The 17641-nt window shown below is 65.6% G+C and carries 21 protein-coding genes; 15 read left to right on the top strand and 6 right to left on the bottom strand.

All coding sequences use genetic code 11. The annotated features are described in order from the left end of the window. Positions 1–89: 89 nt before the first annotated feature. The 4 genes from ccmB to QY049_RS23225 all read left to right on the top strand — a co-directional run bounded on the left by ccmB (position 90) and on the right by QY049_RS23225 (position 2389). On the top strand, positions 90–758 hold the full coding sequence (ccmB, locus tag QY049_RS23210; protein ID WP_194478935.1) for a heme exporter protein CcmB: 669 nt from the start codon (positions 90–92) through the stop codon (positions 756–758). A gap of 89 nt (positions 759–847) precedes the next feature. Then, a complete protein-coding gene (locus QY049_RS23215; RefSeq protein ID WP_258764545.1) occupies positions 848–1627 on the top strand; it encodes a heme ABC transporter permease in 780 nt (259 codons plus the stop codon). Position 1628: 1 nt separating this feature from the next. After that, complete coding sequence (gene ccmD, locus QY049_RS23220) at positions 1629–1808, top strand: heme exporter protein CcmD (RefSeq protein ID WP_258764544.1); 180 nt, start codon at positions 1629–1631, stop codon at positions 1806–1808. Next, entirely contained in the window at positions 1805–2389 is a 585-nt protein-coding gene (locus QY049_RS23225) for a DsbE family thiol:disulfide interchange protein (protein ID WP_194478932.1), read from the top strand. The genes ccmD and QY049_RS23225 overlap by 4 nt, the downstream gene beginning before the upstream one ends. Positions 2390–2444: 55 nt before the next feature. On the opposite strand, the gene QY049_RS23230 is transcribed toward QY049_RS23225, so the two are convergent. After that, a complete protein-coding gene (locus tag QY049_RS23230; protein ID WP_194478931.1) occupies positions 2445–3047 on the bottom strand; it encodes a septation protein A in 603 nt (200 codons plus the stop codon). Between the two features lie 3 nt (positions 3048–3050). Continuing rightward, entirely contained in the window at positions 3051–3998 is a 948-nt protein-coding gene (gene ftsY / locus QY049_RS23235) for a signal recognition particle-docking protein FtsY (RefSeq protein ID WP_258764543.1), read from the bottom strand. Positions 3999–4045: 47 nt separating this feature from the next. Between ftsY and QY049_RS23240 the strand changes: the two genes are divergently transcribed. Together QY049_RS23240 and QY049_RS23245 are read left to right on the top strand one after the other, a co-directional pair. Next, positions 4046–4747: an RluA family pseudouridine synthase gene (locus tag QY049_RS23240; RefSeq protein ID WP_258767098.1), complete on the top strand. Its 702-nt coding sequence runs from the start codon at positions 4046–4048 to the stop codon at positions 4745–4747. 102 nt (positions 4748–4849) lie between these two features. After that, positions 4850–5959: a DUF2336 domain-containing protein gene (locus QY049_RS23245; protein WP_194478928.1), complete on the top strand. Its 1110-nt coding sequence runs from the start codon at positions 4850–4852 to the stop codon at positions 5957–5959. On the opposite strand, the gene mtaB is transcribed toward QY049_RS23245, so the two are convergent. Both mtaB and dapF read right to left on the bottom strand, forming a co-directional pair. Beyond that, on the bottom strand, positions 5960–7213 hold the full coding sequence (gene mtaB, locus QY049_RS23250) for a tRNA (N(6)-L-threonylcarbamoyladenosine(37)-C(2))-methylthiotransferase MtaB (protein WP_258764542.1): 1254 nt from the start codon (positions 7211–7213) through the stop codon (positions 5960–5962). Continuing rightward, positions 7213–8088 (bottom strand): diaminopimelate epimerase, encoded by an 876-nt coding sequence (gene dapF / locus QY049_RS23255; protein ID WP_194478926.1) that lies wholly within the window; start codon positions 8086–8088, stop codon positions 7213–7215. The genes mtaB and dapF overlap by 1 nt, the downstream gene beginning before the upstream one ends. A gap of 217 nt (positions 8089–8305) precedes the next feature. Here dapF and QY049_RS23260 point away from each other — a divergent pair, with 217 nt between their 5' ends. Continuing rightward, positions 8306–9043 (top strand): GyrI-like domain-containing protein, encoded by a 738-nt coding sequence (locus QY049_RS23260; protein ID WP_258764541.1) that lies wholly within the window; start codon positions 8306–8308, stop codon positions 9041–9043. A 5-nt stretch (positions 9044–9048) separates the two neighbouring features. Beyond that, positions 9049–9753, top strand: a complete 705-nt coding sequence (locus tag QY049_RS23265; RefSeq protein ID WP_258764540.1) for an SIMPL domain-containing protein — start codon at positions 9049–9051, stop codon at positions 9751–9753. Between the two features lie 54 nt (positions 9754–9807). Here QY049_RS23265 and QY049_RS23270 read toward each other — a convergent pair whose 3' ends face one another. Continuing rightward, positions 9808–10788 carry an MBL fold metallo-hydrolase gene (locus QY049_RS23270; RefSeq protein WP_258764539.1) on the bottom strand — a complete coding sequence of 327 codons (981 nt, stop codon included), beginning with the start codon at positions 10786–10788 and terminating at the stop codon, positions 9808–9810. Positions 10789–11184: 396 nt separating this feature from the next. On the opposite strand from QY049_RS23270, the gene ffh reads away from it, so the two are divergent. The 7 genes from ffh to QY049_RS23305 all read left to right on the top strand — a co-directional run bounded on the left by ffh (position 11185) and on the right by QY049_RS23305 (position 17035). Then, complete coding sequence (ffh, locus tag QY049_RS23275; RefSeq protein WP_194478922.1) at positions 11185–12732, top strand: signal recognition particle protein; 1548 nt, start codon at positions 11185–11187, stop codon at positions 12730–12732. 98 nt (positions 12733–12830) lie between these two features. After that, the gene (gene rpsP / locus QY049_RS23280; RefSeq protein WP_194478921.1) at positions 12831–13163 is read left to right on the top strand and encodes a 30S ribosomal protein S16; all 333 of its coding nucleotides are present in this window, start codon (positions 12831–12833) and stop codon (positions 13161–13163) included. A 9-nt stretch (positions 13164–13172) separates the two neighbouring features. Further along, positions 13173–13718, top strand: a complete 546-nt coding sequence (gene rimM / locus QY049_RS23285; RefSeq protein WP_301269968.1) for a ribosome maturation factor RimM — start codon at positions 13173–13175, stop codon at positions 13716–13718. 34 nt (positions 13719–13752) lie between these two features. After that, positions 13753–14508 (top strand): tRNA (guanosine(37)-N1)-methyltransferase TrmD, encoded by a 756-nt coding sequence (gene trmD, locus QY049_RS23290; protein ID WP_258764538.1) that lies wholly within the window; start codon positions 13753–13755, stop codon positions 14506–14508. A gap of 109 nt (positions 14509–14617) precedes the next feature. After that, positions 14618–14998, top strand: coding sequence for a 50S ribosomal protein L19 (rplS, locus tag QY049_RS23295; RefSeq protein ID WP_092233923.1), 381 nt, complete (start codon positions 14618–14620; stop codon positions 14996–14998). Positions 14999–15322: 324 nt separating this feature from the next. Continuing rightward, entirely contained in the window at positions 15323–16729 is a 1407-nt protein-coding gene (gene leuC, locus QY049_RS23300; protein ID WP_194478918.1) for a 3-isopropylmalate dehydratase large subunit, read from the top strand. 96 nt (positions 16730–16825) lie between these two features. Continuing rightward, positions 16826–17035 carry a hypothetical protein gene (locus QY049_RS23305; RefSeq protein ID WP_258764537.1) on the top strand — a complete coding sequence of 70 codons (210 nt, stop codon included), beginning with the start codon at positions 16826–16828 and terminating at the stop codon, positions 17033–17035. 41 nt (positions 17036–17076) lie between these two features. On the opposite strand, the gene QY049_RS23310 is transcribed toward QY049_RS23305, so the two are convergent. Next, positions 17077–17610, bottom strand: coding sequence for a hypothetical protein (locus QY049_RS23310; RefSeq protein ID WP_258764536.1), 534 nt, complete (start codon positions 17608–17610; stop codon positions 17077–17079). Positions 17611–17641: the final 31 nt, after the last annotated feature.

A 17641-nucleotide genomic window follows, 5' to 3' on the forward strand; every position in this document is an offset into this window, starting at 1 on the left:
CTCCCCCATAAGGGGGGAGGGAGCGCAGTTGGTCTGGAGTGCGAGCCGGGCACTCATGGCCGCCTCGCCGCGGCCGCCGGAGCCTCCCCATGACCGCTCTCTCCGCGCTCATCCGCCGGGACATCCGGATCGCGCTCCGCGTCGGCGGCGGAGCGCTGATCGGCGTGCTGTTCTTCCTGACCGTGGTCGTGCTGATGCCGTTCGCGGTCGGGCCGGACCTGGCGCTGCTGTCGCGGCTGGGGCCGGCGATCCTGTGGCTGGGCGCGCTGCTGGCGAGCCTGCTCACGCTGGACCGGCTGTTCATGGCCGACCATGAGGACGGCTCGCTCGACCTGATCACGATGAGCCGGACGCCGCTGGAACTCGCCTGCGCGGCCAAGGCGCTGGCGCATTGGCTGGCCGCGGGCCTGCCGCTGATTATTGCAACCCCAGTGCTGGGCCTCTTGCTCAATCTCGACATGGTCGCGACCGGCGCCGTGGCGCTGACGCTGCTGGCCGGCACACCTGCCCTGACCTTCACCGGAATGATCGGTGCGGCGCTGGCGGTGACGCTGCACCGCGGCGGGCTGCTGATGGCCGTGCTGGTGCTGCCGCTGTCGATCCCGGTGCTGATCTTCGGGGTTGCGGCCTCGCAGGCCGCGATCACCGGGCCGTTGTCATTCGGCGCGCCGTTCTCGATCCTCTGCGCACTGTCGCTGGTCAGCCTCGTGATCGGCCCGTTCGCGGCGGCGGCGAGCCTGAAGCATGGACTGGATTGAAATTAGCCGGTTGCCTTGACCCCGATCAACTTTCGCTGCGCGCTTTCATGCTGATTGCGTGAGCAGCCCCCGGTGATTATCAGGATACCATGTCGCTGATCGACCTCGCCAACCCCACCAGGTTCCTCGCGCTCTCGGCGCGGGTGCTGCCATGGCTTGTGGCCGCGACAATCATCCTGCTCACGATCGGCCTTTATCAATCCGCCGTTGCGCCCGACGATTATCAGCAGGGCGCGACCGTGAAGATCATGTTCATCCACGTGCCCAATGCGTGGTTGTCGATGTTCGTCTGGGGCGTGATGAGCGTGGCCTCGCTCGGCACGCTGGTGTGGCGGCATCCGCTCGCCGACGTCGCTGCGAAAGCCGCAGCTCCGATCGGCGCCAGCTTCACCTTCCTGGCGCTGCTCACGGGCTCGCTGTGGGGCCGGCCGATGTGGGGCACCTATTGGGAATGGGATGCGCGGCTGACGTCGGTGCTGATCCTGTTCCTGATGTATCTCGGCCTGATGGCGCTGTGGCGCGCGGTGGAAGATCCCTCGCGCGCGGCGCGCGCCGCGGCCGTGCTGACACTGGTCGGCGCACTCAATCTTCCCATCATCAAGTTCTCGGTCGACTGGTGGAATACGCTGCATCAGCCGGCCTCGGTGATGCGCATGGGCGGTTCGACGCTCGACAAGGCGTTCCTGATTCCGCTGCTGGTGATGGCGGTCGCGTTCACGCTGCTGTTCGTCACGCTGCATCTGGCTGCGATGCGCAACGAAATCTTGCGCCGGCGCGTGCGCTCGCTGCAGATGATGCAGGCGAGCCGCGTCGCATTTTCGGTGGATCCGGGTTCGCGCCAGGAAAACGCGCCAGAAGGGGCTGCATAAGATGTCGCTCGGTCCATACGCCTCCTTCATCGTGACGTCCTATGTCGCGGCCGGAATCGTGGTCGCGCTCCTGATCGGCTGGGTCATCATCGACTATCGCAACCAGACGGAGCGCCTGCGCCAGCTCGAGCGCAGCGGCGTCACCCGCCGCTCCAGCCGCCGCGCTATGGACACGCCATGAGCGACCAAACGACCTCGGCACCGCCGCAGCGCCGCACCTTCCTGATGGTGCTGCCGCTGCTCGCCTTCCTCGGACTTGCCGTGCTGTTCTGGTTCCGGCTCGGCAGCGGCGATCCGTCGCGGATTCCCTCCGCACTGATCGGCCACCCCGCGCCGCAGACCGCGCTGCCGCCGCTCGAGGGATTGCAGGCCGGCGGCGCGCAGGTGCCGGGACTCGATCCCGCCGCGTTCAAGGGCAAGGTCAGCCTCGTCAATGTCTGGGCCTCCTGGTGCGTGCCATGCCACGACGAGGCGCCGCTGCTGACCGAGCTCGCCAAGGACAAGCGCTTCCAGATCGTCGGCATCAACTACAAGGACGCGCCCGACAACGCGCGCCGCTTCCTCGGCCGCTACGGCAACCCGTTCGGCCGCGTCGGCGCCGACGCCAACGGCCGCGCCTCGATCGAATGGGGCGTCTACGGCGTGCCCGAGACATTCGTCGTCGGCCGCGAAGGCACCATCGTCTACAAGCTGGTCGGTCCGATCACGCCGGACAATTACCGGACGGTGCTGCTGCCGCAGATGGAAAAGGCGCTGAAGTAGTCATCGTCATTCAGGGGCGATGCGACACCATCGAACCCGGAATGACTCCATCCGACTACCCCTTCCTGATATCCCCCGCCTCGGCTTCGCTGGTTTCCAGCGAGGCCGGCTCGACACCGTAACGCTTGGTCAGCGGCATCTGGGCGATGGCGAAGATCATGGTGATGGGCGTGACGCCGAACACCTTGAAGTTCACCCAGAAGTCCGTGCTCTGGGTGCGCCAGACGATCTCGTTCAGCACCGCCATGCCGGTGAAGAACAGCGCCCAGCGCAGCGTGAGGATGCGCCAGCCCTGCGGCGTCAGGTTGAACATCTGGTCGAACATCACGGCGATGAAGGAGCGACCGAACAACAGACCTCCGCCGAGGATCGCGGCGAACAGGCCGTAGATGATGGTCGGCTTGACCTTGATGAAGGTCTCGTCGTGCAGCACCAGCGTCAGCGTGCCGAACACCAGCACGATCACGCCCGTGACGATGGCCATGATCGGGATGTGGCGCGTCACCACATAGGACGCGATCATCGCCGCCACGATCGCGACCATGAAGGCGCCGGTCGCGGCAAACAGGTTGAACTTCGCATTGACGAAGAAGAACACGAGCAGCGGACCAAGCTCGGTCGCAAGCTTGAACAGCGGATGCGGCTGGGTCTTGTCCATTCTCTAACTTTCGATTCCGGCGATCGCGCGGGCGAAATCGCGCGCGGTGAACGGCGCGAGATCGTCGACGCCTTCGCCGACGCCGATGAAATGCACCGGCAATTTGAATTTCTCCGCGAGCGCCACCAGGATGCCGCCGCGCGCGGTGCCGTCGAGCTTGGTCATGACCAGGCCCGTCACGCCCGCAGTGCGGTGGAAGGCCTCGACCTGCGACAGCGCGTTCTGGCCGACGGTGGCGTCGAGCACGAGCAGCACCGCATGCGGCGCCGAAGCGTCCACCTTCCGGATGACGCGCACGACCTTCTCGAGTTCGTTCATCAGCTCGGCCTTGTTCTGCAAGCGGCCGGCGGTGTCGATCAGGAGCACGTCGATGGCCTGCTCTTTCGCCGCGGTCAGCGCATTGAAGGCGAGGCTGGCCGAGTCCGAACCCTGGGCGCCCGCGATGACCGGCGTTCTGGTACGTTCGCCCCAGACCTTGAGCTGCTCGATCGCGGCCGCGCGAAACGTGTCGCCGGCGGCCAGCATCACCTTGCGGCCTTCGGAGGCAAACTTTTGCGAGAGTTTTCCAATCGTCGTGGTCTTGCCGGAGCCGTTGACGCCGACCACGAGGATGACGAACGGCTTCCTGGACGTATCGATCTCGAGCGGCTTCGCCACCGGTGCCAGCACCTTCTCGACCTCGGTCGCGACCACGTCCTTGACCTCGTCGGCCGAGATCGCCTTGTCATAGCGCCCGGTGCCGACCGCATCCGCGATCCGCACCGCGACAGAGGTGCCGAGATCGGCGCGCAGCAGCACGTCCTCGATGTCGTCGAGCATGGCGCGGTCGAGCTTGCGCTTGGTGACGAGATCGGCAACCGCGGTCCCGAGCGAGGACGAGGTGCGCTTCAGCCCGTTGGACAGGCGGCGCCACCAGCTCAGCTTGGGGGGATCTGACGTGGTATCGTTCATGGCGGGCGTGTGTTAGCCGTTCCCGCCCCCAAACGAAAGTCTTGCAATTGCTCGATGTTCCCGAATTGACCGCCGATGAGATCCTGGGCCGCGTGCTCCACCGCGACGGCCTGATGCTGATCATCGACAAGCCGGCCGGGCTACCGGTACATCGCGGCCCCAAGGGCGGGCCCAATCTGGAGGACTCCTTCGACGCGCTCCGGTTCGGCCTGCCGCGTCCGCCGGTGCTGGCCCACCGGCTGGACAAGGACACCTCCGGCTGCCTCGTGCTCGGCCGCCACCGCAAGGCGACCGCCTCGCTCGGCCTCCTGTTCAAGCACGGCAAGATCGGCAAGACCTACTGGACCGTGGTCGAGGGCGGCCCTGCCGAGGACGAAGGCACCATCGACATGCCCCTCGGCCGGCTCAATGCGGAACGCGGCTGGTGGCAGAAGCCCGACCCCGAGGGACAGAAGGCGGTCACCAACTGGAAGGTGATGGGCCGGGGCGCAGGTTTCACCTGGCTCGCGATGGAACCGGTGACCGGGCGGACCCACCAATTGCGGGTGCATTCGTCCGCGACCGGCTGGCCGATCTTCGGCGACAACATTTATGGCAACGGCCCGCGCTTCGGCGAGCCGAAGCTGCATCTGCATTCCCGCGAGATCGTGGTCCCGATCTCCAGGAACAAGGAACCGATCCGCGTGGTCGCGCCGGCGCCACCCCACATGCACGAGAAGCTCAAGGCTTGCGGGTGGAACGGGGAATAGTGACCTCAAGGAGGCATGGTTTACGAAACGTTCAGTGCTCGTCGCTAATGATAGCGGTTGCTTAGAACAAGCTTCCCATCCGCTCAGGACGAGCAACGCGTCATGTCCACGGCCCAGCTATCGATCATCGACGAGGTCGAGTCCGCGATCCGGACCGGCTCGGCGGAAAAGGGCCTGGAGACCGCCCGGCGCGTCACCGACCTGTTCCTGTCCTCCGCCGGAAGCTTCAACGACGAGCAGGTCGCGCTGTTCGACGACGTGCTCGAGCGGCTGATCGGCACCATCGAGCTGCGCGCCATCGCCGACATGGGCGCGCGCATTGCGCTCGCCGAAATCAGCGCCCAGCTCGCGCCGATCGCGCAGGCGCCGCCCTCCGTGATCCGCCGCCTCGCCAACAACGACGAGATCCGCATCGCAGGTCCCGTGCTCCAGGAATCCGCCCGCCTCGACGAGGACGATCTGGTGAAGATCGCCTCCAGCAAGGGCGAGCCGCATCTGCTCGCCGTTGCCGGTCGCTGGTGGCTGAAGGAGATCGTCACCGACGCGCTGTTGGCGCGGCGCTATCCCAGCGTCAGCAGGCGCCTTGCCACCAATCCCGGTGCGCGCATGTCCGGAAAGGGATTCGCGGTCATCGTTGGACAAGCCGAAAGCGATCCCGAGCTCGCCGTGAGCATCGGCGTCCGCGTCGACCTGCCGTCGGATCTGCGCCGCCGCTTGCTGCGTTCCGCAACGGATGCCGTCCGCACCCGCCTGCTGTCACGCGCGCCGCCCGATCTGTTCGAGGAAATCCAGAGCGCGATCGCCGCCGTCACCGTCGGTGTCGAGCGCGAGATGTCGGGCGTGCGCGATTTCGAAGGCGCCAAGCGGGCGATCGCAAATCTCAAGGCAACCGGCCAACTCAACGAGGCGACGCTGCTCGGCTTCGCGAGACATCGGCGCTACGAGGAAGCCGTGGCTGCGCTGGCGGCGCTGTCCGGGTCGACCGTCGAGGTGATTCGCCCGCTGATGCAGAGCCTGCGCGAAGACGGCCTGCTGGTGCCGTGCAAGGCGGCGCTGCTGAGCTGGGAAACGACAGCCGCCGTGCTCGAAAGCCGGTTTGCGACCGGCGCGATGAAGCCGGCGGATCTTGCGAGGGCGCAAAACAATTTCGCACGTATGTCGCCGGAGAATGCGCGGCGGACGCTGCGCTTCTGGCAGGTGCGGGCCTCGTAGCTATGTCGTGAGCCGCTCGCCGTCGCTGCCTGCGATCGTCAACGGCACGACGCTACCGACGCGCTCGCCTGCAATCGCCACCGGCAGATAGTGCTGGGTACGCCCCTGCCCTTCGCTCTCGATCAAGACATCGCGCGTTGCGCCGATCTCGGCCTGCAGCCGCAGCCGTAACGCAATTTCGCCGGCGGCGCGAAGGCACCTCGCGCGTTCCTTGATCGCCGGCCCCGCCACCTGCGGCATCCTTGCAGCCGGCGTGCCGGGGCGCGGCGAATAAGGGAAGACGTGCAGGAACGTCAGTCCGCATTCCCCGACCAGATCGAGCGAGCGCGAAAACATCTCCTCGGTCTCGGTGGGGAAGCCAGCGATGATGTCGGCCCCGAAGACAATATCCGGCCGCAGGCGGCGCACCCGATCGCAGAATGCGATCGCATCCTGGCGCGAATGCCGCCGCTTCATGCGCTTGAGGATCATGTCGTCGCCCGACTGCAGCGACAGATGCAGATGCGGCATCAGGCGCGCATCGTCGGCGATGGCATCGAGCAGGTCGCCATCTGCCTCGATCGAATCGATCGAGGAGATGCGCAGCCGCTTCAGCTCCGGCACGTGCCGCAGGATCTGCTTCGTCAGCAGGCCGAGCTTCGGCGCGCCGGGCAGGTCCGTGCCGTAACTGGTGAGATCAACTCCGGTCAGCACGATCTCGGCATGGCCGCGCTCCACCAGCGTCCGCACCTGATCGACCACCGCGCCCATCGGCACCGAGCGTGAATTGCCGCGGCCATAGGGAATGATGCAGAAGGTGCAGCGATGGTCGCAGCCGTTCTGCACCTGCACGAAGACGCGCGGCAGGCCGCTCGCATAGCCGTCCATCAGATGCGGCGCCATCTCCCTGACAGCCATGATGTCGCTGACGGCGATTTTTTCGCTGGTGCCAAGATCGAAGGCGTTGCGCGTCTCCTGCCACGCGGAGCTGCGCATCTTGTCGTCGTTGCCGACGACGCGATCGACCTCGGTCATGCCGGCAAACATCGCGCTTTGGGTTTGCGCCGCGCAGCCGGTGACGACGATGCGCGCATTGGGCCGCTCGCGCTTCAATTTGCGGATCGACTGCCGCGCCTGCGCCACCGCCTCGTTGGTGACGGCGCAGCTGTTGATGACGATGGTGTCTTCGAGCCCCGCGCTCTCTGCCTTGCTGCGGATCACCTCGGCCTCGAAGGCGTTGAGGCGGCAGCCGAAGGTGACGATGTCGACGGCCATCAGCCGGCCGGCGCGAACAGCGCCGGATCGAACTTGCCTTCATATTCGAAGGTCGCCGTACCCGTCATCAGCACGTGGTCGTCGCGCTCGCGCCATTCGATGCCGAGCTTGCCGCCCGGCAGCGTCATCTCGACCTTGCGCTCGGTGCGCTTCAGCCGCGCAGCTGCAACCGCGGTCGCGCAGGCCGCCGAACCGCAGGCACGGGTCAGCCCGGCGCCGCGCTCCCAAGTGCGCATGGTGATGTGCTCGCGATCGACGATGTGGGCGAGCGTGATGTTGGCACGGTCGGGAAAGATCGGATGATTTTCCAGCAGCGGACCAAAACGCTCGAGATCATAAGCGTTGACGTCGTCGACCCAGAAGATCGCGTGCGGATTGCCCATGCTGACCACGGACGGCGAATGCAGGATCGGATTGTCGATCGGTCCGATCTGCAATTCGATGTAGCGGGTATCGCGAAACTCTTCCGCCAGCGGAATGTCCTGCCAGCCGAACTTCGGCACGCCCATGTCGACGGTGTAGAGATCGTGCGCCGGGCCCTGCCAGGCATTGAGCAGGCCGGCCGCGGTCTCGAAGGTCGCCGTGGTCTGTCCGCTCTTCTCGAAGATCCGGCGCACCACGCAGCGCATGCCGTTGCCGCAGGCGCCGGCCTCCGAACCGTCATTGTTGTAGATGCTGATGAACGCTTCGGTGCCGTCGAGCCGCGGCTTCTGCAGCACCATGAGCTGGTCATAGGGCACGCCGCCCTGCGCGGATGCGACCGCCCGGGCATCATCAGGCGTGATGCGGCCGGCAGAATCGCGCATGTCGACGACGACGATCTCGTTGCCGATGCCGTTCATCTTGGCGAATGCGTGGTTGGCCAGCGCGCTCATGAAAATTCCCGAATTTTGCCTGCCTTATATGGCGATCCTGACCGGCTTGGCCAGTGATTTGGCTGCGGCAGCCAGAGCGGACGGCCATGATGAACTGCCATGACGCATCTGTCATGGGACGAATTTGGCGCCCGCGTGTTAGAACCGCGCGGTTCGCGCGATCAGGGATGCGCGACCGGATTTGGGCTTTGGGAGCCAAAGCCTTGGGGAGAATGGAATGATTGGGTTTCGTCGTCTTGCTCTGGCCGCGCTGATCCCGGCAGCGGCCTTGTCGCTTGGCCTGTCCGGCGCCCTCGCGCAGACCCCGAGCCCGGCGCCGGCCGCCTCGGCAAGCCCCTCACCGTCCCCGTCGGCCTCGCCGTCCCCGGCCGCAAGTGCTTCGCCCGCGCCGGCGGCAACGCCGTCTCCGTTGCCTTCCCCTGCGGCCAGCGCCTCACCAAGCCCCGCAGCACCGCCGCCCGCAGCGGCTGCCACTCCGGCCCCGGTGCAGACCGCCGATCCCTTTGGCCAGGAGATCACGCTCGAGGCCAAGAAGGTCGTGATGGTCAAGGGCACCGCCAATTGGGACTCGGCCTTCGACACCCTGGTCGACGCCTTCAAGACGCTGAACGCGCTGCTGGACAAGCAGGGCATCAAGCACGCCGGCAATGCGATGATCGTCTACACCTCGACTGACGACACCGGCTTCACCTTCCTCGCCGAGATCCCGGTCGATCAGGACCCCAAGAACCTGACCAAGGACATGAGCATCGGAAAATCGCCGGAGGGCAAGGCGCTGAAATTCGTCCATCGCGGCTCCTACGACAACATGGACAACACCTATGAGGCGATCACCAATCACCTCGACGACAAGAAGCTGGAAGCCAAGGACACCTTCATCGAGGAGTACCTCACCGACCCCCTCAAGACGGCCGAGGACAAGCTCGTGATCAACGTATTCGTGCCGCTGAAGTGAGACCGATGATTAAGCCTGCCACCCTCGCCACCATCTTCGCCGCCGCGCTGCTGGCATCGCCCGCATTCGCCGATGATTTCCCGTCCGCCATCACCGTCAGTGGCGAGGCGACCGTCTCGGCCGCGCCCGACCTCGCGCAGATCGATGCCGGCGTCGCCAACGACGCCAAGTCGGCGAAGGAAGCTTCCGACGCCAACAACGCTGCGATGGGCAAGGTGCTGCTGGCGCTGAAGGGCGCCGGCATCCCGGAGAAGGATTATCAGACCTCGCGCCTGTCGCTGCAGCCGCAATATGCGCCGAACCGCTCGACCGGCGCCTCGCCCGTGGTCGGCTTCCGCGCCTCCAATCGCGTCACCGTCAAGATCCGCGACGTGACCAAGGTCGCCGGCATCATCGACACGCTGGTCAGCGCCGGCGCGAACGACATCGGCAACATCTCGTTCGAGGTGACGCAGGCCTCAAAGCTGCTCGACGATGCCCGCGAGCAGGCGGTCGCCGATGCGCGCCGCAAAGCGGAGATCTACGCCAAGGCCACCGGCGTCACGCTGGGCGCGCCGCTCAGTGTGTCCGAGGGCGGCGCTCCAATGCCGCTGTTCAAGGGCCGCATGGCCGCAGCCCCGATGGCCGCGCCTGCTGCCGTTGCGCCGGGTGAGGAAACGCTGGCGGTAACGGTGAACGTGAGCTGGTCGATCAAGCCGAAAGAGCAGTAGCTCTCGTGTCCCGCCGCGCTGCGTCCGGGGCGCGAGCTGTATGTGCAGAGACTACTAAATCTCCATCACCTGCCCTGGCTTCATCGCCACGAACCGCTCCTGCGGAATCTTCGCAGCGTCGAGCGCTTCCACCAGCGCCTTGGCCGGTGCGTCGATCGCCTCGTCCGTCAGCTGGAACGTGCCGTGATGATGGCCGAGCGCCTGCTCCGCGCCGCAATCGGCGAACGCCTTCACCGCGTCCTCCGGGTTCATGTGCTGGTCGCGCATGAACCAGCGCGGCTCGTAGGCGCCGATCGGCAGGATCGCAAGACGCAGCTTCCCGTGCCGCTCGGCGACGCGGCGAAAATGCCTGCCGTCGCCATAGCCGGAATCGCAGACGACGTAGATTTTCCCGGCCGGCGTCTCCAGCACGAAGCTCGCCCACAGCGCCCTGTTGCGATCGAACATGCCGCGCGCGGTCCAGTGCCGTGTCGGCACCAGCGTCGCGGCGATGCCGTTGCCGAGCTCGACGCGCTCGTGCCAGTCGAACGCCTCAGCCTTGATCGTCGAATCGTAGCTCCGCATCGTCACATCATTGCCGAGCGGGGTGACCACGCGCGGCGCGAAATTCTTGGCGAGCCGCGACAGCGTCGCGATGTCGAGATGATCGTAGTGACCGTGCGACACCAGCACGATGTCGATCTTCGGCAGCTCGTCAAAGGCGATGCCGGGATCGTTGTGCCGCTTCGGCCCGACAAAACTGACCGGCGAGACCCGCATCGACCAGACGGGATCGACGAGGATGTTGAGGCCGCCGGTCTGGATCAGCCAGCTGGCGTGACCGACGAAGGAGAGTCGCACCTTGCCGCCGTCGACACGCTCCGGCGGGGTGTCGGCGTGGGGGCTCGGGGCCCAATCCGGCCATTTCGTTCGCTCCCGCCCGCCGCCGAACTGCCAGCGCAGCACCTCGCCAAGGGATTTCGGCGGCACGCCGTCCGGATCGAAGAAGTTCAGACCATCGAAATGGTCGGAGACCGGGCCGTCATAGGTTTTCATGCGGGATATCCAGAGGGGAACGCCGACCAGCGCGCCAGCCCCGGCAAGCAGTCCGAACAGCGGCGACGGGTGATCAGCGCGGGGCAGGCTTCTAGGGATGATTGGGATGGTAAGTCATCACCGCTATATGGGCGGAGCCGCCGAAAAAGGAACCCGTGGCCGGAAATGCCCTGCTTTCAAGGCCTTACCCTGGCAAGGGCGTCCTGCGCGCCTAACTTTCCTTGACTTTTGGGCGTGAGCGGCGTTTAACCCCGCGACTTTCTCGGAAAGGCTTTCTTTTCGACCCGCCGACTGGCCCTTGAGGCCAGAGGTCAACGCCCGACAGCGCGATGCGCCCTCGGGCGCAAAGGTGTTTGGAAGATCGCCATTCTGGCGAGCAGGACAAGGACAACGGCATTGTTCGACAATCTGTCGGAACGGCTTGGTGGCATTCTCGATCGTCTGACGGGGCGCGGTGCGCTGACCGAAAAGGACGTCGATGCCGCGATGCGCGAGGTGCGCCGCGCGCTGCTCGAGGCAGACGTCGCGCTCGAAGTCGTACGCAGCTTCACCGAGCGCGTCCGCGAGCAGGCGATCGGCGCCACCGTCGTCAAGTCGGTCACGCCAGGCCAGATGGTGGTCAAGATCGTCCATGACGAGCTGATCAACACGCTCGGCGCCGAAAGCCAGACCATCGACGTCAATTCCGTGCCGCCGGTGCCGATCATGATGGTCGGCCTGCAGGGCTCGGGTAAGACGACCACCACCGCCAAGCTCGCCCGGCGCCTGGTCCAGCGCGACAAGCGCAAGGTGCTGATGGCCTCACTCGACGTCTATCGCCCGGCGGCGATGGAGCAGCTCGCGGTGCTCGGCCGCGATCTCGACATTCCGACGCTGCCGATCGTCGCGGGACAGCAGCCGCCGCAGATTGCGAAGCGCGCGCTGGAGGCCGGCAAGCTCGGCGGCTACGACATCGTGCTGCTCGACACCGCCGGCCGCACCACGCTCGACGAAGAGATGATGGCGGAAGCGGCTGCGATCAAAGCCGCAGCCAATCCGCATGAAGTGCTGCTGGTTGCGGATAGCCTCACCGGCCAGGACGCCGTGAATCTGGCGCGCTCGTTCGACCAGCGCGTTGGCCTCACCGGCATCGTGCTGACCCGCGTCGACGGCGACGGTCGCGGCGGCGCCGCGCTGTCGATGCGCGCGGTCACCGGCAAGCCGATCAAGCTGATCGGCACCGGTGAAAAGACCGATGCGCTGGAAGATTTCCACCCTGATCGTATCGCCGGCCGCATCCTCGGCATGGGCGACGTCGTGTCGCTGGTCGAACGCGCTGCCGCCAACATCGACGCCGAGAAGGCCGCGCGCACCGCCGAGCGCATGCGCAAGGGTCAGTTCGACCTCAACGACATGCGCGAGCAGCTGCTGCAGATGGCGAACATGGGCGGCATCAGCGGGTTGATGGGCATGATGCCCGGCATCGCCAAGATGAAGAACCAGATCGCGGCCGCCGGCATCGACGACAAGATCCTGAAGCGCCAGGTCGCGGTGATCGATTCCATGACGCGCGAGGAGCGCCGTCATCCCGATCTGCTCAAGGCCAGCCGCAAGAAGCGCATCGCCGCTGGCTCCGGCCAGAGCGTCGAGCAGGTCAACAAGCTGCTCAAGATGCACCGGAACATGGCCGACGTGATGAAGGCCATGGGCTCGGGCAAGCGCGGCCCGCTCGCCGGCATCGCGCAGGCGATGGGCTTTGGCGGCGGCATGAAGATGCCGTCTCCCGAAGAGATGAAGGCGCTGCAGGAGAAGATGCAGAGCGGCGGCGGACAGGGTCTGCCGAGCCTGCCGAAGGATTTGCCGCCTGGCCTTCGCACCGGCCTGCCGAACCTGCCCGGACTGACCGGGCTGAGCGGCAAGCCGACGCTGCCGGGTCTCGGCGGTTTCCCGGGCAAGAAGAAATGAGGAAATCGTCGCGAGGGCCGTAAGTTGTCCCGCGCGGCGCGAAATACCAATCAACCGAACAAACGTACTTTGCAAACCACACTTTCAAGGAGAACTGAATGTCCGTCGTTATCCGCCTCTCCCGCGCAGGCACCAAGAAGCGTCCCGTCTATCACGTCGTCGTCGCCGACTCGCGTTTTCCCCGCGATGGCCGCTTCATCGAGCGTCTCGGCTATTTCAATCCGCTGCTGCCGAAGGACAACGAAACCCGCCTGAAGCTCGACATGGACAAGGTCAAGGCCTGGCTCGCCAAGGGTGCGCAGCCGTCGGACCGCGTGATGCGCTTCCTCGATGCCGCCGGCGTCAAGAAGCGTGAAGCGCGCAACAATCCCGAGAAGGCCGTGCCGCGCAAGGAGCGCAAGGCGCAGGCCGAAGCCGCCGCGAAGGGCTGAGGCTAGGCCATGTCGGCGCTGATCTGCGTCGCGCGGATCGGCGCCGCGCATGGAGTACGCGGCGCGGTCAAGTTGTGGACCTTCACCGAAGATCCATTTGCCGTGAAGCGCTACGGGCCGCTTCTCTCCAAGGACGGCAGGCGCCAGTTCGAACTGGCGCAGGTCCGCGAAGCCAGGGACCATCTGGTCGCGACGTTCAAGGGCATCGCGACCCGCGATGAGGCGGAGCGCCTCAACGGCATCGAACTCTACGTCGCGCGCGAAAAGCTGCCCGCGACCGATGAGGACGAATATTACCACGCCGATCTGATCGGGCTCGCCGCCGTCACCACGGATGGCGACGAACTCGGCCGCGTGCTTGCGATCCATAATTTCGGCGCCGGCGACATCATCGAGATCGCGCCGCTCAAGGGCGCGACGATGCTGCTGCCGTTCACCAACGCGGGGGTGCCGGAGGTCGACCTCAAGGGCGGCCGCGTCGTGATCGCGCTGCCGCAGGAGATCGAGGGTGACGAGCCCTCCATGAGCCGTCCCCGCGAAGGCGGCGACCCGTAACCACGGGCCGTGGTTTTTGGCTAAGCTGACTGACATGACCAATCCCTCACCCTGGCGTGCAACAGTGCTGACGCTGTTTCCGGAGATGTTTCCGGGGCCGCTCGGTGTGAGCCTCGCCGGCCGCGCGCTGGCCTCCGGCCTCTGGCAGATCGAGGCGCGCGACATCCGGGCCTCCGCCACCGACCGCCACCGCAGCGTCGACGACACCCCGGCCGGGGGCGGCCCGGGCATGGTGCTGCGAGCCGACGTCCTAGCGGCCGCCATCGACGCCGCTGAGATCGCACCGGACCGCCCTCGCCTGCTGATGAGCCCTCGCGGTCGGCCATTGACCCAGGCCCGCGTAGCGAAGCTGGCCCAGGGCCCCGGCCCGCTGGTCGTCTGCGGTCGGTTCGAGGGCATCGACCAGCGGGTGATAGATGGCCGCGGCCTGGAGGAGGTCTCGATCGGCGACTACGTGCTCTCGGGGGGTGAAATCGCAGCCTTGGCGCTGATCGACGCCTGCGTCCGGCTGCTGCCCGGCGTGATGGGCAAGGAAGCTTCGGGAACCGAGGAAAGCTTCTCGGACGGCCTGCTCGAATACCCCCAATACACCCGCCCGCAACTGTTCGAGGGGGCTCCGATCCCGGAGATCCTGACCTCGGGCGACCACGCCAAGGTCGCCAGCTGGCGGCGAGAGCAATCCGAGGCCCTGACGGCGGCCCGGCGACCTGATTTATGGGCGCAAATCCCGCCGAAAACCCCGAATCGGCCCGGACGCCAAAAAACGCCAAAAAACAAGACAGACGGGTGACAAACGCTCCGGCTTGCCTTATAGGAGCGCCCACATCCGCAATGGCTGGATAAACGAATTTCGCGCAGCCCCCGTTTCCAAGGCTGGGCGCGCCGATGGAGATTTACCCATGAACCTGATCAAGCAGCTCGAGCAAGAGCAATTCGACAAGCTGTCCGCCGGCAAGGACATTCCGGAATTCGGTCCCGGCGACACCGTGATCGTCAACGTGAAGGTCGTCGAAGGCGACCGCACCCGCGTCCAGGCCTATGAAGGCGTTTGCATCGGCCGTTCCGGCGGTGGCCTCAACGAGAGCTTCACCGTCCGCAAGATCTCCTACGGCGAAGGCGTCGAGCGCGTGTTCCCGGTGATGTCGCCGATGATCGACTCGATCAAGGTGGTGCGCCGCGGCAAGGTGCGTCGCGCCAAGCTCTATTACCTCCGCAACCTTCGCGGCAAGTCGGCCCGCATCGTCGAGAAGACCGAGCACGCCAAGGCCGTCAACGAGTAAGCTTCGCGACCAGACGAGTTTTCGAGAGCGCGGGGCAAAACCCCGCGCTTTTTTGTTGCGTCAGCCGTGCGCGTCAAACCACTCGCGCTTCCAAATCGGCCTGCTATATATTCCTGGAATGTTTCCAGATCCGACCAGCTTCGTAAGCCCTCAGCGCATCGTCATCGACGATCGCTCGCGGCTGCCTGGCCGGTTCTTCGGACGTTTCGCGACCTCGGCAACGTCAGAGCTTACGCGCGCAGCCTAAAAGCTGCGTTGACGATTTTGTTGCCCGCGCGCGAGCCGCGCTCAACTGCTTCACACATTCCTTCGGAGCTCAAGCTCATGTCCAAGCCGACCACCCTGTACGACAAGATCTGGAACGACCATCTGGTGCACGAAGCCGAGGACGGCACCTGCCTGCTCTATATCGACCGTCACCTGGTGCACGAGGTGACCTCGCCGCAGGCGTTCGAAGGCCTGCGCGCGACGGGGCGCAAGGTGCACGCACCCGAGAAGACGCTCGCCGTCGTCGACCACAACGTGCCGACCACCGACCGCACCAAGCCGAACCCGGATCCGGAGAGCATCGAGCAGATCAAGGCGCTGGCCGAGAACGCCAAGGAATTCGGCATCGAATATTACAACGAGTTCGACAAGCGCCAGGGCATCGTCCACGTCATCGGCCCCGAGCAGGGATTTACGCTGCCCGGCACCACCATCGTCTGCGGTGACAGCCACACCTCGACGCATGGCGCGTTCGGCGCGCTCGCGCACGGCATCGGCACTTCGGAAGTCGAGCACGTTCTGGCGACGCAGACGCTGATCCAGAAGAAGGCGAAGAACATGCGCGTCACCGTCGACGGCAAGCTGCCTGAAGGCGTGACGGGCAAGGATATTATCTTGGCCATCATCGGCGAGATCGGCACGGCCGGCGGCACCGGCTACGTGCTGGAATACGCCGGCGATGCGATCCGTTCGCTCAGCATGGAAGGCCGCATGACGGTCTGCAACATGTCGATCGAAGGCGGCGCTCGCGCCGGCCTCGTTGCACCCGACCAGAAGGCCTACGACTTCCTGCGTGACCGTCCGAAGTCGCCGAAGGGCGCGGCCTGGGACGCGGCGATGCGCTACTGGGAGGGCTTGCGTTCCGACGAAGGCGCGCATTTCGACCACGAGCTGCGCCTCGATGCGGCAAAACTGCCCCCGATCGTGACCTGGGGCACGAGCCCCGAGGACGTCATCTCGATCACCGGCATCGTGCCCGACCCCGACAAGATCGCGGATGAGGCCAAGCGTCTCTCCAAGCATCGCGCGCTGAAATATATGGGCCTGACGGCGGGAACGAAGATCACCGACATCAAGCTCGATCGCGTCTTCATCGGCTCCTGCACCAACGGCCGCATCGAAGATTTGCGCGCCGCCGCGAAGATCGCGGAAGGCAAGCAGGTCGCAGGCAGCGTCAACGCCATGGTCGTGCCGGGCTCCGGCATCGTGAAGGAGCAGGCGGAAGCCGAGGGTCTCGACAAGATCTTCATCAAGGCCGGCTTCGAATGGCGCGAGCCCGGTTGCTCGATGTGCCTCGCGATGAACCCGGACAAGCTGAAGCCGGAAGAGCGCTGCGCTTCGACCTCGAACCGCAATTTCGAGGGACGCCAGGGCTTCAAGGGCCGCACGCATCTGGTGTCGCCGGCGATGGCGGCGGCAGCCGCGATCGCGGGTCACTTCGTCGACGTCCGGGATTGGCGCTGAGCCACTCCCTGCAATTGTAGTGATCGCGGCAAACGGCCGTTAAGCGGCTTCGCCCACACTCTCGTCCTCGCGACGGTTTCCGCGGGGACGAGAGCCATGGCCAACAAGCCTGAATATGTCGACCTGATCGGCGATGCGACCCGCCAGCACCGGCGGCGCGCGACGCGCTTGCCGATCGTCGCCAAGCCCGAAGCCGAGGAGGCCTCGAAGCTCAGCCGCTGGCCGCCGGCCATGTTCAGGAAATGGAAGATCGAGACGCTGATGCGGTGGAAGGCGACCTCGTGGAATGTGAAGGGCTGGCTCTAGAAACAAAGGGCGCCCGAGGCGCCCTTTCATTTCGACCGCACTCACCAATAGCGGTACGGATAGTGCCAGCGGTGCCAACGATGCCAGCGGCAGATGCGGCGCGGGCCGTAATAGGTCCAGACGATCCGGCAGCGGCGCGGATAGTGGTAATAGGGATAGTAGCCGCCGTAGTAATGGCGCCGGTGGAAGTGGCGATAGCCGTAATACGGCCGATAGTAGCCGCCGCCCCAATGACGATGATAGCCGCCATAATGGATGCCGCCGTAGCGCATCCCGCCGCCATGGAAGGCCGGCGCGGCGCGGAAGCCGCCGCCGTGGAAACCACCGAAGTGACCACCGCCACCGTGGAAGCCGCCGAAATGTCCGCCGCCACCATGCCCACCACCGCCGCCGCCGTGGCGGACCTGGATCATCATGTCATCGCTTGCAGCCTTCGCCGCGGGCAGCGCGGTCGGATTGATCGGCGTCATCGCTTCAGCGCGACGCGCGGTCCCCGACGACAACATCAGAACTGCAAATGCGGCAAGCCCGAGCAAGCGCAGCGAACTGGTCGCTGGGCCCAATCTCCTCAACATGGAATGTCTCCCTGAATGTGGACAGCGAAAA

Origin of the sequence: Bradyrhizobium sp. WYCCWR 13022 (assembly GCF_030435535.1) — a bacterium.
Taxonomy (GTDB): Bacteria; Pseudomonadota; Alphaproteobacteria; order Rhizobiales; family Xanthobacteraceae; genus Bradyrhizobium.

Excerpts from the sequence above, each read along its gene's own strand:
- ccmB (WP_194478935.1), top strand. The coding sequence starts at position 90 with ATGACCGCTCTCTCCGCGCTCATCCGCCGGGACATCCGGATCGCGCTC.
- QY049_RS23215 (WP_258764545.1), top strand. The coding sequence starts at position 848 with ATGTCGCTGATCGACCTCGCCAACCCCACCAGGTTCCTCGCGCTCTCG.
- ccmD (WP_258764544.1), top strand. The coding sequence starts at position 1,629 with ATGTCGCTCGGTCCATACGCCTCCTTCATCGTGACGTCCTATGTCGCG.
- QY049_RS23225 (WP_194478932.1), top strand. The coding sequence starts at position 1,805 with ATGAGCGACCAAACGACCTCGGCACCGCCGCAGCGCCGCACCTTCCTG.
- QY049_RS23230 (WP_194478931.1), bottom strand. The coding sequence starts at position 3,047 with ATGGACAAGACCCAGCCGCATCCGCTGTTCAAGCTTGCGACCGAGCTT.
- ftsY (WP_258764543.1), bottom strand. The coding sequence starts at position 3,998 with ATGAACGATACCACGTCAGATCCCCCCAAGCTGAGCTGGTGGCGCCGC.
- QY049_RS23245 (WP_194478928.1), top strand. The coding sequence starts at position 4,850 with ATGTCCACGGCCCAGCTATCGATCATCGACGAGGTCGAGTCCGCGATC.
- mtaB (WP_258764542.1), bottom strand. The coding sequence starts at position 7,213 with ATGGCCGTCGACATCGTCACCTTCGGCTGCCGCCTCAACGCCTTCGAG.
- dapF (WP_194478926.1), bottom strand. The coding sequence starts at position 8,088 with ATGAGCGCGCTGGCCAACCACGCATTCGCCAAGATGAACGGCATCGGC.
- QY049_RS23260 (WP_258764541.1), top strand. The coding sequence starts at position 8,306 with ATGATTGGGTTTCGTCGTCTTGCTCTGGCCGCGCTGATCCCGGCAGCG.
- QY049_RS23265 (WP_258764540.1), top strand. The coding sequence starts at position 9,049 with ATGATTAAGCCTGCCACCCTCGCCACCATCTTCGCCGCCGCGCTGCTG.
- QY049_RS23270 (WP_258764539.1), bottom strand. The coding sequence starts at position 10,788 with ATGAAAACCTATGACGGCCCGGTCTCCGACCATTTCGATGGTCTGAAC.
- rpsP (WP_194478921.1), top strand. The coding sequence starts at position 12,831 with ATGTCCGTCGTTATCCGCCTCTCCCGCGCAGGCACCAAGAAGCGTCCC.
- rimM (WP_301269968.1), top strand. The coding sequence starts at position 13,173 with ATGTCGGCGCTGATCTGCGTCGCGCGGATCGGCGCCGCGCATGGAGTA.
- trmD (WP_258764538.1), top strand. The coding sequence starts at position 13,753 with ATGACCAATCCCTCACCCTGGCGTGCAACAGTGCTGACGCTGTTTCCG.
- rplS (WP_092233923.1), top strand. The coding sequence starts at position 14,618 with ATGAACCTGATCAAGCAGCTCGAGCAAGAGCAATTCGACAAGCTGTCC.
- leuC (WP_194478918.1), top strand. The coding sequence starts at position 15,323 with ATGTCCAAGCCGACCACCCTGTACGACAAGATCTGGAACGACCATCTG.
- QY049_RS23305 (WP_258764537.1), top strand. The coding sequence starts at position 16,826 with ATGGCCAACAAGCCTGAATATGTCGACCTGATCGGCGATGCGACCCGC.
- QY049_RS23310 (WP_258764536.1), bottom strand. The coding sequence starts at position 17,610 with ATGTTGAGGAGATTGGGCCCAGCGACCAGTTCGCTGCGCTTGCTCGGG.